The organism is Fictibacillus phosphorivorans (assembly GCF_001629705.1).
Classification (GTDB): domain Bacteria; phylum Bacillota; class Bacilli; order Bacillales; family Fictibacillaceae; genus Fictibacillus; species Fictibacillus phosphorivorans_A.
Map to the genome: position 1 here is coordinate 4,098,214 of NZ_CP015378.1, position 12,965 is coordinate 4,111,178.

The following is a 12,965-nucleotide window of genomic DNA, read 5'->3' on the forward strand; positions in this document are numbered from 1 at the left end:
GCACGCTTTTTTAATGTGGCAATCTTTTTTCAAACCGAATAAAGGAATACAGTCGCAGAAGTACAATCAACGTACCCACGATTGTTAAAACAGGCGATAAATTCGTGAATAACGGTAACCACGCTAAAACAAACGCAACAAGCGCTGTTAAATTTCCTGAAAATCCATTGATCGGCTGAGTTCCTACAAGCCCCGCCCCTCTTAAGGAATTTTCATAACACGATCTATGATACGGTCGCAACTTAAAAAAGGCCCATACGGTACGCAGCTCTTCTCTTTGTTTGATCGGCATCAAACAGCTATCACAGTTTAGTTCTTTTTTCATTATTTCTTCTCCTTCAGTAACAAATCTCTCCCTCTATTCTACCAATCCTTCGATCAATCCTATAGCTTTTTAAAAGGACTTTTTGGGATAGAAGGAGAATTTTAACGTGAGGAGTGATGCTATGATAAAAAAGGTAAGGATCAAGCCCATTTATATGGATAAGCTTCAGCTCTTGATGAACCGTTTAGATGACGATTTTGTTAGACAGAGTCTTGAAGTAGAACTGAGTAAGATGACGGCCGGTTACCGCGGCGAAGACTCTATCAACTATTTTTTGAACATGCTTCCGAACAAGAAAGAATGCCACGTTCTGCACGACCTTCGAATTCCCCATGAATCTACTTTTTTTCAAATCGACACGCTTATTGTAAATCCCACCTACATTCTTATTATTGAAGTGAAGAACATCTCCGGAAACCTTTTCTTCGATCATACTTTCAATCAACTAATACGCACAAAAAACGGTATAGAAGAACCCTTTCAAGATCCTATTTCACAAGTTGAACGACAAAAATACCAGCTTGAGCACTGACTTAGTAAAAATAAATACCCCACTGTTCCCATCGAGACTCTTGTTGTTATGACTCATTCGCAATCTGTTCTGAAGACAAACGATGTATCGAGCCGTATATCGAAAAAAGTGATTCATAGTGTTCAGCTGCTAGACCGTATCCGGCAGCTTCAACTAAAGTATAAACAGCATGTCATTGTTGCTGGAGATGTAATGAACAAGATTACCCGACGATTGATCAAAGAACACACCCCACGGGATGTAGATGTCATGGAGCGGTATAAGATTAGTAAGGAGATGATTATTAAGGGGGTGCAGTGTGAGGGGTGTTTTGTTTTTGGGATGATAAAAGGCTATCGTACCTGGAATTGTCCGCATTGTTCACATTCAAGCAGGAATCCCCACATAAGGGCGCTCAAAGATTACTCCCTTTTCATCCAAAATACGATAACCAACCAGCAAGCACGTGATTTTCTGAAGCTTTCTTCTATTTCGGTAGCATCCAAGCTCTTAGTATCTATGAAATTGCCTTATACAGGTGCAACAAGAGGGCGAACATATGATTTAAGCTCCTTAAAAGACCTTCAGAAATAATAATCTGTCCGATTGAGTATTGAATCTGTCCATTCTTGTATTTAATCTGTCCATTTCGAGCAATAATCTGTCCAATCTTGCATATAATCTGTCCAATTCAGCAATTAATCTGTCCATTCTCGAAACCCAACGCACCAACCACTGCACAAACAAAAAACACCCAAATTAATGGATGCTTTTCGACGTGCGGCTCACTGATTTACGTTTCCGCTTCTTCTCTTCCACAGTTTCATTCTGATTCATCCCATAACCAAGCGAAGGATACAGATTCCCTGGTGCTGGATCAACAAACTGAGTCTGGTTAAAGTACACATGAGGTGTCTTCCATAGTGCAACAAGTGCTTTCCAGTGCGGCATCTCGTGATAGCGCTCTGGCCACATCTCTTTGATGTGCTTTTTCACGAGCGGGTAATATTTTGGACTCATACCCGGGAACAGATGATGCTCCGTATGGTAAGAGAAGTTAAAATGAATCACATCGATCCATTTTGGAACCGTAACCGTTAAGCTGTTCGCTAACGGATCGTTCACGTCTGTCATTGGGTTCAAGCGGTGATTGGTTGAGATATAGCTCATTACGATCGCGTTTGCGATCAACAATGGCAGCAATACCGCAAAGAACCATTTAACCGGTCCTAGCCATGCTAACAATCCTAGCCACATCGCCCACGGCAATAGCAGTTGAATCCATACGGAAGGACGTTTGCTTGGTTTGAACTCTGTAATAAACCGTTTGAACATGAAAAGTCCGTGCAGCGTAAATGAAACAGATAAAAAAGCAAAGCTTACGATCGAACGCATCCACATTGGAAGCTTGTACACTTTTTGAAGCAATGGTTTGTGAGACAAGTTCTCTAGCGTCGGCCATGCATCCGGGTCTTTTCCATCATGTTGAGTATGAACGTGGTGCGTTGTATTGTGCCACTTTCTCCATAATTTCGGTCCTACACTTAACGGCCAAAAGGCAACTGCTCCTAAAAAGTCACGAAGCCAAGGCTTTCGGATAACGGTGCCGTGCAGGATCTCATGGCCTAAGAAGCCCATTCCCGCAAAACACGTTCCTAATATTACAGCGATTCCAATCCCTAACCAAGGGTGTAAATTATTCAATAACCCGATAACTAAAATACCGGCGATTGCGATCAATAAGTAGACTAGTCCTCCCCATAATCTTGAAGGCACTGGCTTAAAGGCTTCTTTCGGCAGCTTTGGAGCGATTTTTGCTGCATACCAGCCAAACGATTGTAGATCTTTCATTTGCTCAACTCCTCTAATCTGACTCTTTCGAATTCTCGTACAATACTATCGTAACAAGGATTGTTTTATGAAGCAACCGTTTTTGTTACCTGGTAATAATAGTTGGTATTATGTACCCACAAAAAAAGGGACCATCCAAAGGATAGCCTACTTTCAAAAGAAATAATCTTACATATATTCAAGTTTTAACACGTTTAACTTTTGATCTGTCTCTCTTTCGATCACCTGTAGCAAACGTCGGTCTTTCTGAGCAACGAACGTCACCGCGAGTCCTTTTCCTCCAGCACGTCCCGTTCTTCCGATTCGATGAATATAGCTTTCTGCATCGAGCGCGATGTCGTAATTAAATACATGTGTTACACCGTCAACATCAAGACCGCGTGCTGCTACATCCGTAGCTACTAAAAACTGAATCTCCCCTTCACGAAAGCGTCGCATCACGTCCTCTCGCTTCGCTTGAGAAAGATCGCCATGCAGTTCATCAGAGTTATAACCCATATTTTGCAGCGCTTCGTTCAACTTGCTGGCTCTTCTTTTCGTTCGGCAAAAAATAATCGCTAAATACGGACGCAGCAGTCTGATCGTTTGAACGAGATCGTTCTGCTTCCCTCGATCTGTTGTTTCCACGATTCGCTGGCGAATTTCTTTTAATGTAATCTGTTTCGTTTTCACATGAATATCTTGAGGATCATTGGTATACGTTTCAGCCAGCTTTTTCACTTCATCAGGCATCGTCGCGGAAAAAAGTAACGTTTGGCGATCTTCAGGCACCTCATACATGATGTCTTCTATATCATCTAAAAATCCGATATGAAGCATCTGATCCGCTTCATCTAGCACGAACGTTGAAACATGAGATAAGTCGATCGTCTCTCGTCGAATATGATCAAGCAGTCTTCCAGGTGTTGCGACAACAACATGTACCTTGCCCTCTAGCTTGTGCATCTGCGCGATCACATCCTGCCCACCGTAAACAGCGAGCACGTTGATCTCACCGAGAGCTTCTGTAAGTTTGCGTACTTCAGCTGTGATCTGAATGGCAAGCTCACGCGTCGGTGCGACGATCAACCCTTGAACCGCATCCCGTTCAGCATCAACTTTTTGCAGAAGAGGAAGCACGAAAGCAAGTGTCTTTCCCGTACCCGTTTGAGCTTGTCCCACAACATCCTTACCCTCTAAGATGACAGGAATCGTTTCCTTTTGAATAGGTGTAGGTTCACCGATTCCGTTTTGAAGCAAAATATCTATCAATTCATCATGAATCCCTAATTCTTTAAAACCCATCTACTTTTTCCCCAATTTCTTTACTTTTTCTGTGCAGCTTTCCATTGCCGCTAACACTGCACCACGAAAACGTTCTTGCTCGAGTGTTGCGACTGCCGCAATCGTTGCTCCACCTGGAGACGTTACTTGATCTTTTAACTCGCCAGGATGCTTTCCTGTTTCAAGCACCATCTGCGCTGCTCCTAAAACCGCTTGTGCCGCTAAACGATAGGATTGATCACGTGACAAGCCTTGTACTACGCCTCCGTCTGCCATCGCCTCAATCATCATGTACACGTAAGCTGGTGAAGAACCGCTGATCGCAGGAATCGCATCCATCTGAGATTCTACTATCACTTCTACTTTACCGAAGCTGCCGAGCAACTCCTCAACCGTCTGCAGTTCATCATCCGTTATCTCATCATTTACAGAAACAGCCGTCATACCTGCTCCGACAAGTGATGGGGTGTTCGGCATCGTTCGTACCACTTTCATTTGTTTTCCGAAAGCGTGCTCCACGTCTTCCGTTGTAATCCCAGCTGCAATCGTTACGATGATCGCATCAGGTTTTACGAATTCCTTTACCTCTTCAATCACTTCAAAATAAGAATATGGCGCTACCGCAAGAAACAGCACGTCTGCTGCTTTTGCCACATCACTGTTTGACGAGAACGTGTGAATACCATATTGCTTCTCTACATACAGGCGTGTCTTTTCCGTTCGCATGCTCGCGATAATCTGATCAGGACTGATCAAGCCTGAACTGATCATACCTCCTGCCATCGCTTGCGCCATCTTTCCAAAACCTATAAATCCTATTTTTTTCTCCATACTCTATGCACTTCTTTCTATCTTTTATAAAGGGAAATATCTACTTATACAGAATACACATACCGATAGCTTTACCTTTAGTAAACCACAAATACATAAGGTGTGTGAAATGGATGGAGAAGTTCACTCTTAAAGAATGGCATCGCAAACAGGCTGTAGAGAATTTTAATAAAACGTGGGACATGATCGAAAAGAAAGACCGCACGAAGAAAGAAGACGTAGAAATGATTCATACCGCTCACGCCTCGCGCTTTCATTGGGGACAAATCGGAGAACCTCTCCACTTCGCACGTGGAGAATGGCAGCTCTCAAGAGTGTATGCCCTACTAAACATGAGCGAGTCCGCGCTTTTTCACGGGAAACACTCTCTAGAACTCTGTTTGGAGAACAACATAACCGATTTTGATCTGGCTTTCGCGTATGAAGCTCTTGCACGTGCTTATCTAGTAAAAGATGATGAAACCAGTATGGAAGAGTATTTTGCTCTAGCGCTACAAGCTTCTCAACAGATTATGAAAAAAGAGGATAAAGAATATTTCATTTCCGAGCTGAACTCCATTAAACTAGGAAGTAGAACATAACGTACATAAGGAGGATTTTTGCTATGACAGATAAAATCGTCAATTACTTAAAAGAAAATCGCGACACGCATTTAGAAGAGTTAACAGACTGGCTTGCTGTTCCGAGTGTAAGTGCATTGCCAGAGCACAAAGAAGACGTTCGAAAAGGTGCAGAATGGATCGCAGATAGCCTTACGAATGCTGGAATGGACAATGTGAAAATCTATGAAACAGACGGGCATCCTGTTGTTTATGGAGACTGGTTAAAGGCAGAAGGCAAGCCGACCGTACTCGTTTATGGCCATTACGATGTACAGCCTGTCGATCCGATCGAGCTATGGGAATCTCCGCCTTATGAAGCTACCATCCGCGATAACAAACTATACGCGCGCGGAGCATCAGATGACAAAGGCCAAACGTTCATGCACGTAAAAGTTTTACAAGCCATATTAAAATCAGAAGGTACACTCCCTCTTAACTTCAAGTTCTGTATCGAAGGTGAAGAAGAGATCGGGAGTCCAAGTCTTCCGAAGTTTATTGAGGAAAATAAAGATTTACTAGCAGCAGACGTTATTGTTATTTCGGATACAGGCATGCTAGATCGCGGAAAACCAGCGATCTGCTACGGCCTTCGCGGCATGTGTGCGATGCAAGTGGATGTTACGGGACCAAACAGTGATCTCCATTCCGGTCTATATGGTGGTGCTGTTCAGAACCCGCTGCACGCGATCACAGAGCTTCTTCAATCGTTCCGTGATGAAAACGGACGCATTTTAGTAGATGGCTTCTATGATAATGTACAAGAATTGACGAAAGAAGAAAGAGAAGCATTCCGCGCTCTTCCTCTAACAGAAGAAGCGCTTAAGAATCAGCTTGGCGTAACAGAGCTCACAGGTGAAGAAGGTTACTCTCACATCGAACGTACATGGGCCCGCCCTACTTTAGAGTTAAACGGCGTATGGGGAGGGTTCCAAGGTGAAGGAATCAAGACTGTAATCCCTGCAAAAGCACACGCAAAGATCAGCTGCCGACTCGTACCGAACCAAGAGCCAGATGAGATCATCGAAAAAGTAAAAGCTCACATTGAAAAGCATAAGCCAGCAGGCATTGATGTGAAAGTTACCCTTTTCGATAAAGGAGCTCCATACGTAACACCGTTCGATCACCCAGCCATCCAAGCGGCTGCACGTTCTTACGAAAAAGTGTACGGTGTACCAACAGCGTTCACACGTGGTGGCGGATCGATCCCAATCGTAGCAACGTTCGACCAAATGCTGAATATTCCCGTCGTATTAATGGGCTTCGGACTATCAACAGAAAACTTCCATGCACCAAACGAGCACTTCCATCTCGAAAACTTCGACAAAGGCATGGAAACACTAGCAGACTATTGGTTCGAACTCGAAAAATCCATCCAAAAAGAAACAACAACAAAATAAAACAGATGAAGCTGACAGGAAAGAAATCTTGTCAGCTTTTTTTACTCGGATTGAAACATGGCGTGTGTTTTGAATTTGTTCTTTGATTATTAGACACCCTTGCAAGTTGATTGAAGTGGAAGGTGCGAGACTCCTGTGGGACAAGCGGTCAGGTGAGACCCTTAATGGCGCAAAGTGGCAAGGGGCTCACCGCCTGCCCCGCGGAAAGCGAAGCACCTGAAACGGAGATCAACTCCCCCAACCACAACACATAAATTCCCACAAGAGACCTTTTCGTTTTCACCCCTCAGTGTGATATAATCAACCAATCACAACAAAGAAACGGAGAGTATAAACATGCTTTCATTTGAAGATAAAATTGCTTTAATCGAAGAAAACTTCCCAGAGCTCGACATGCACGAGGTATCCCTCGGCCGCTTGAACTTCCACTTTGAAGAAAGTGTACAAGACAAGAAAATCGTCGTATACCACCTTCACCCGAACGGAAACGGCTTCGTTTATGGCGGACACCTGCCACAGAGCGTAAAAAACGACAAAGGCTATGTGAACATCCGAGACTATGAAGCAGAAGAATTAATTGCTCTGATTCAAGACTCCATGGAGTTTTTATCAAAGAAACATGGTTGGCAGCAACCAAAGAAAGATCGTTCTGATGACGAAGAACGTAAAGAAGAACACTGGTACAGCCATAGCCACGAGGAAATTCGCCTCGTAGGAGAAGATGGCATGTGGTTCATCTTTGATGAAGATGATGCACTAGAAGCTGCATTTGAAACATATGCAGAAGCAGAAGGTTATTTAAAAGAAGCGGATTTTAAAAAGAAAAAATAGAGGTGACTTAGATGGCTGAGGAGAAAAAGAAATTAAGCTTTCAAGAAATCGCGAAGCAGCGTTTAGCTGAAAAGAAAGCACAGCAATCAGGCGGATCATTCAGCAAGGGGCCTGTGAAAGTGGCGAACCAGCTAAAAAATCAACAAACCAAAAAAGCAAACAACCAAGCGCGGAGAACAGGTGTTTAATGCATCGTAAGCGAGCAAACATCACCCCTGGTCTTCCTGTGAACGTGATTTTAAAAGCAGATCAGCGTTCTGGTAAGAAAACAAAAGGTATCGTAAAAGATATCTTAACAAACTCACCTACTCATCCACACGGCATCAAGGTACGCCTTGAAGACGGTCAAGTTGGACGAGTCATTGACATTCTGAATGCATAAAACAAAAGCGGTCACCTCCTCGGGACCGTTTTTTCTGTACATGGAATACATTGGATATTCGTATACTAGTTGATAGATTTTTTAAAGGAGATCACTTCATGAACATAGATGCTCTAAAAAAACGAATTGATGTTAGTACAAAAAGAATGCCAGCAGATATTGTAATCAAGAACGGAAAAATCATTGATGTATTTAATCTTGAAATCATTGAAAGAGATATTGCGATCGTTGACGGCTATATTGCGGGTATTGGGCAATACGAAGGAAATGAAACGATAGATGCATCGGGTAAATTCATATCCCCTGCCTTCATTGACGGTCATGTGCACATCGAGTCATCTATGGTAACGCCGGCTGAATTCAGCAAAGTGTTGCTCGCTCATGGCGTTACAACGGTCATAACGGATCCTCATGAGATCGGGAACGTTTCAGGAGCTGAAGGGATCTCTTTTATGCTGGATCAGTCTGAAGGGCTTCCTTTGGACGTACGAGTGATGTTACCTTCATCTGTTCCTGCTACTCCTTTTGAGAATGCAGGGGCTGTCTTAAAAGCATCTGACCTAGAACCCTTTTTAAACCATCCACGTGTTCTCGGTTTAGCGGAAGTGATGGATTTTCCTGCTGTTTTTAGAGGAGATGAGGATATGCTTCAAAAAATCGTTTCTGCATCTAAGCAGAACGGAAAGATCGACGGTCACGCGGCAGGTTTAGACGTAAATGGTATCAACGTGTATCGTTCCTCACTGATCACAACGGACCATGAATGTACATCAAAGCAAGAAGCATTGGATCGGATCTCTAGAGGGATGTACGTGCTAATACGTGAAGGATCTGTAGCCAAAAATTTAAAAGCACTCATTACAGCTGTAACACCGAAGAACGCTCGTCGCTTTCTATTCTGTACAGACGATAAGCACCTGGATGATTTGGTAGCAGAAGGAAGCGTAGATCATAACGTGAGGCTCGCTATTCAAGAAGGTATGGATTCTTTACAAGCGATTCAACTCGCAACCTTGAACGCAGCCGAATGTTACGGTTTAAAAGAAAAAGGCGCTGTCGCTCCAGGTTACAAAGCAGACTTTCTTGTGCTTGAGAATTTGGATTCCATCACCATATCAGATGTTTTTGTAGGAGGAAAATTGGTCGCGCAGAACGGGAAGTACAAAGGATCAGAATCTAGACGTGCAAAACCTCCAGCCCCTTTAACAAAGTCGGTAAACATGACCATGATAAATTCCGAAAAGCTTTCTATTCCTATTTCCAATGGTAGTCCCATGCATGTGATTGAAATCATCCCGAACCAGATTGTTACCAAGAAGAAAATTCATGCGGCAACAGCAGAAAACGGAGAATTTGCACCATGTACCACAAACGATTTATTAAAGATCGCTGTGATCGAACGCCACAACAAGACTGAAAACATTGGACTCGGCGTCGTAAAAGGATTACTTATCAAGAGTGGCGCGATCGCTTCAACAGTTGCACATGATTCGCACAACTTAGTCGTTGCGGGAACGAATGACGAGGATATGTTGGTAGCGATTGACGCAATCCGAGAGATGCAAGGTGGTTATGTAATCGCAAATAACGGAGCTGTGCTCGCGTCTGTCCCGCTTCCGATCTCAGGATTGATGTCAGATCGACCAATTACAGAAGTCAATCAACAGATTGTTCATCTTAAAGAAAAGTTAAAGGAGATTGGATTCAACGGAGACTTTGATCCGTTCCTGACCCTATCCTTCTTAACTCTTCCTGTCATTCCAGAGATCAAGCTTACAGATCTCGGGCTATTTGATTTCAAAACCTTTCAACATATCTCTGTGCAGGCAGAATAAGCACTACACGATTGAATGGTTGAAGGCGTAGATCACAGCTTGTGTACGATCCTGTACATCCAACTTGCTCAAAATATTGCTCACATGTACTTTGACCGTTTTTAAAGCGATGAACAGATCATCCGCAATTTCTTGATTCGTCTTTCCTTTCGTCATCAACAGAAGAATCTCCATCTCGCGCGCAGTCAGTTCTTCATGTGGCTCGCGCGTTTGCTTTTTACGCATCTTGCTCATCATCTTCCCTGTTACTTCCGGTTCAAGAACAGATTTACCATGATACGTATCGCGAACAGCTTGAGCGATATCACTCGCTTTTGACGTTTTTAGCATATAACTAGACGCACCCGCCTCTAGTGCTGGATATACTTTCTCGTCATCAAGAAAACTTGTAACAACGATGATTTTTGCTTCTGGCCATGCCGCCGTAATCTCTCGTGTTGCTTCGATTCCATCCATCTCATCCATAACAAGATCCATTAAGATGATATCCGGTTTCAGCGCTAGTGCCTTCTCAATCGCCACTTTTCCGTTCTCCGCTTCATCCGTTACCTCTATATCTGGCTGCGCAGAAAGGTATGCCGAAACCCCAATACGCACCATCTCATGATCATCCACTAATAATACTTTGATCATTGCCGTCATCTCCCGCTTTCAAAATAGGTACTTTCACTTCAAGCCGCGTTCCTTCGCCTGGCAAACTCACAATCTTCAATGTTCCGCCAATCTCTGCTGCGCGTTCATGCATGTTCTGCAGACCGTAAGAACCTGTTTTTTCTTGATCCATCTTAAAGCCTACACCATCATCTTCAATGCGTAGGATAATCAGATCATCTCTTTGAACGAGCAATATTTGTGCTTTATTTGCCTGTGCATGCCTTAGAATGTTAGACACAGATTCTTGCAGAATACGAAACAGGTGATCTTCGACTCCTTTAGCAAGAGGGATCGTTTCAATCTTCCATTTTAGTTCGATCGGTACTTTTTGTAGAAGCTCTTGTAAAAGCTCTTCCATCCCCTTCTGCAAGGATTTTCCGTTTAATGCAGCAGGACGAAGGTGCAGTAGGAGTGCTCTCATCTCAAGCTGTGTTTGATGAATCGTTTCTTCAACAAGCTTTAACTGTTTGGTTTCACGTGTGTCTTCTTCTCTTCGCGTTTCATTTACAGCAGACATGATCATACTTGCAGCAAAAAGCTGCTGCGAAACGGAGTCGTGTAATTCCCTCGCCAAACGATTTCTTTCTTGGGAAATAATCTCTTGAATCCGCTTCTCTTGATCAAACGCTTTTTCAGTAGCCATCTTCTGAGACTGACGAATCTTTTCTCCTAGCTGCTTTTGAATACCTTCCATACGCTTCTTAATCGTTCGCAACTCAAGACTGCTGACTTCTTTCATATCTACTTGCCTACCGTCTTCAATGGACTTCAACGTACGATTGATGGAGTTTAGTTGTTTGCGAGACGTGATGCCTGAATTTAAACCAAAGAAAGCGCCCATGATGAACACTAAAAATGGCAAGACGAAAGCAACGGGAATATCAAGCAAGTGTTTTTGTAATAAAAAATCCCAGTTGTCGATCGGAAAAATCGTATAAACGATCGAACCTAAAACAATTGCTATAGCAAATGCAGCTAAGATACCGGAGAACATATGACGTAAAACAGTACTCATACCCGTTTCACCTCCAGACTTCCGGCAAACATACTTGTAACAATTTTTATTTTTTTATCCGCTTCTCCATACCCTTTTGTTCTGTAAAAGAGCGTTTGGTTAAAAAGTTTAGATTCACTTCGGTCAAAAATCCTTGAATTACCCATGATCATCGAGTGGCTGACTGCTGCTTCTATCTCATAAGGAACATAAATCGTAATATTCCCAATCGTACCGCGGATGAGAATTACCGATTCCCCATGGGGTAAGATGGTCTGGTTCAAGTCGATGATCGTATCACCAGGACCACATTGGATGTTAATATCGTTCCATTCATACACATGTTCTGGTGTTTGTTGTGTGCCAAGCAGAAGATTTTTTAACAACGTTTCTTTTCTGTATATATCATCTTGTGACCTAGTAGAATCCGCTTCAAACTGAGGTGTAACAAAAACCGGGTTTTGTTTGGTTTGATAAAATTCATAGATCACATAGATGACGAATGCGACCAATAAGAGCTTAAAGGTGAACATACTTAATACGTTCATGACTGCGATAAAAACACCGAGCCAGAACATGATCTTGCCGGAGCGCTTCGGCATTCGTTTTTTTCCAAAGAACATGAGTGCAGCGCTAATTAAAAGAGAAAATAAAATTCCTCCACCGTTTAGAGTTGCTTCTAAAAGCACTAAAACAACCGCTAATAAAAGCCCCCAACTTAAGAAATCACTTCTTTTCCGATTCAGCATCTACACTCACTCACTTTCTGTCATAAACGAGGTAAAAGGCGCAGCAATTTGCGCCTTGTCTCTTATTTTATCGTATCACATACTGTCTCAAACGGTAGTAGATGATTCTTCTTTTTTCCAATCTTTTTCAAGTTTAGCGAGCTTAGCTTCCATCGAACTCGCATGGTAATCAGCGTTTACTTTCTGTTCAAGACGATCCATATAATGTTCAAGTTCATCAAAACGGAAAGCTGACTTTTTCATGGATTGAGACGGATCGATCACACGGTCCATCTTCTGGTGTGCACGTGCTACATTCTCACGACCCATCAATTCCATGCGTTTAATCTGCATATCTTTTAGCTTATGTTTCATCTGCTCATACTTTTGCTCAAGCTCTACAAGATCTTTTTCTGCTTGAAGCGTAGACTCTTTTAAGTGGGCTGCTCGTAATGCATGCTGTTCTTTTTCTTGGACTGCGAACTGATACAGCTCTTGTTCGTTCGCTTGTTGAGCGATTTCAGCCTGATGAGCACGCTTAGCTGCTCTTGATTCTGCTTCTTCCATCTCACGCAGAAATTGATCTTTTAACAATTGCTGACGTTCTACTAATTTATGAGCTTTATTTACTTCGATCTCACACTGTCTTAAATATTGATTTAGAAGTGATAAAGGATTCTTATCCTCTTTTTGATCTAAAAGCTCATGTACATCTGCCGAGATTGAGTTTTTAATGCGTTCAAATAAATTCATAGTGATTC

The 12,965-nt window shown here is 42.7% G+C and carries 15 protein-coding genes and 1 pseudogene; 8 read left to right on the forward strand and 8 right to left on the reverse strand.

Features of this window, described 5'->3' with window-relative positions; genetic code table 11:
- Window positions 1–10 precede the first annotated feature (10 nt).
- On the reverse strand, window positions 11–325 hold the full coding sequence (locus ABE65_RS20745; protein ID WP_066399302.1) for a hypothetical protein: 315 nt from the start codon (window positions 323–325) through the stop codon (window positions 11–13).
- Between the two features lie 121 nt (window positions 326–446).
- Here ABE65_RS20745 and ABE65_RS21665 point away from each other — a divergent pair, with 121 nt between their 5' ends.
- Together ABE65_RS21665 and ABE65_RS21670 are read left to right on the forward strand one after the other, a co-directional pair.
- Window positions 447–857 carry a nuclease-related domain-containing protein gene (locus ABE65_RS21665; RefSeq protein ID WP_082861538.1) on the forward strand — a complete coding sequence of 137 codons (411 nt, stop codon included), beginning with the start codon at window positions 447–449 and terminating at the stop codon, window positions 855–857.
- Window positions 858–905: 48 nt separating this feature from the next.
- On the forward strand, window positions 906–1,430 hold the full coding sequence (locus ABE65_RS21670; protein ID WP_156499225.1) for a hypothetical protein: 525 nt from the start codon (window positions 906–908) through the stop codon (window positions 1,428–1,430).
- A gap of 165 nt (window positions 1,431–1,595) precedes the next feature.
- On the opposite strand, the gene ABE65_RS20755 is transcribed toward ABE65_RS21670, so the two are convergent.
- From ABE65_RS20755 to proC, 3 genes and pseudogenes are all read right to left on the reverse strand, one after another.
- A complete protein-coding gene (locus ABE65_RS20755; RefSeq protein ID WP_066399305.1) occupies window positions 1,596–2,687 on the reverse strand; it encodes a Delta(10) desaturase DesB in 1,092 nt (363 codons plus the stop codon).
- A gap of 213 nt (window positions 2,688–2,900) precedes the next feature.
- Window positions 2,901–3,971 (reverse strand): annotated as a pseudogene (locus ABE65_RS20760) (DEAD/DEAH box helicase); the annotation flags it as partial.
- Entirely contained in the window at window positions 3,972–4,781 is an 810-nt protein-coding gene (gene proC, locus ABE65_RS20765) for a pyrroline-5-carboxylate reductase (protein ID WP_066399308.1), read from the reverse strand.
- A gap of 113 nt (window positions 4,782–4,894) precedes the next feature.
- On the opposite strand from proC, the gene ABE65_RS20770 reads away from it, so the two are divergent.
- From ABE65_RS20770 to ade, 6 genes are all read left to right on the forward strand, one after another.
- Complete coding sequence (locus tag ABE65_RS20770) at window positions 4,895–5,362, forward strand: hypothetical protein (RefSeq protein WP_066399312.1); 468 nt, start codon at window positions 4,895–4,897, stop codon at window positions 5,360–5,362.
- 23 nt (window positions 5,363–5,385) lie between these two features.
- A complete protein-coding gene (locus ABE65_RS20775) occupies window positions 5,386–6,780 on the forward strand; it encodes a dipeptidase (protein WP_066399315.1) in 1,395 nt (464 codons plus the stop codon).
- 336 nt (window positions 6,781–7,116) lie between these two features.
- Window positions 7,117–7,611, forward strand: coding sequence for a hypothetical protein (locus ABE65_RS20780; protein ID WP_066399317.1), 495 nt, complete (start codon window positions 7,117–7,119; stop codon window positions 7,609–7,611).
- Window positions 7,612–7,622: 11 nt separating this feature from the next.
- On the forward strand, window positions 7,623–7,799 hold the full coding sequence (locus tag ABE65_RS22125) for a hypothetical protein (RefSeq protein WP_171005587.1): 177 nt from the start codon (window positions 7,623–7,625) through the stop codon (window positions 7,797–7,799).
- A complete protein-coding gene (locus ABE65_RS20785) occupies window positions 7,799–7,993 on the forward strand; it encodes a YwbE family protein (RefSeq protein WP_066399319.1) in 195 nt (64 codons plus the stop codon). The genes ABE65_RS22125 and ABE65_RS20785 overlap by 1 nt, the downstream gene beginning before the upstream one ends.
- 98 nt (window positions 7,994–8,091) lie before the next feature.
- Window positions 8,092–9,828 carry an adenine deaminase gene (ade, locus tag ABE65_RS20790; protein ID WP_066399321.1) on the forward strand — a complete coding sequence of 579 codons (1,737 nt, stop codon included), beginning with the start codon at window positions 8,092–8,094 and terminating at the stop codon, window positions 9,826–9,828.
- A gap of 3 nt (window positions 9,829–9,831) precedes the next feature.
- Here ade and ABE65_RS20795 read toward each other — a convergent pair whose 3' ends face one another.
- From ABE65_RS20795 to ABE65_RS20810, 4 genes are all read right to left on the reverse strand, one after another.
- Window positions 9,832–10,461: a response regulator gene (locus tag ABE65_RS20795; RefSeq protein ID WP_066399323.1), complete on the reverse strand. Its 630-nt coding sequence runs from the start codon at window positions 10,459–10,461 to the stop codon at window positions 9,832–9,834.
- Window positions 10,436–11,497: a sensor histidine kinase gene (locus ABE65_RS20800; RefSeq protein WP_066399330.1), complete on the reverse strand. Its 1,062-nt coding sequence runs from the start codon at window positions 11,495–11,497 to the stop codon at window positions 10,436–10,438. The genes ABE65_RS20795 and ABE65_RS20800 overlap by 26 nt, the downstream gene beginning before the upstream one ends.
- A complete protein-coding gene (gene liaF / locus ABE65_RS20805) occupies window positions 11,494–12,225 on the reverse strand; it encodes a cell wall-active antibiotics response protein LiaF (RefSeq protein ID WP_066399332.1) in 732 nt (243 codons plus the stop codon). Before liaF ends, ABE65_RS20800 begins: the two co-directional genes overlap by 4 nt.
- Before the next feature lie 87 nt (window positions 12,226–12,312).
- On the reverse strand, window positions 12,313–12,957 hold the full coding sequence (locus tag ABE65_RS20810) for a PspA/IM30 family protein (protein ID WP_066399334.1): 645 nt from the start codon (window positions 12,955–12,957) through the stop codon (window positions 12,313–12,315).
- Between the last annotated feature and the right edge of the window lie 8 nt (window positions 12,958–12,965).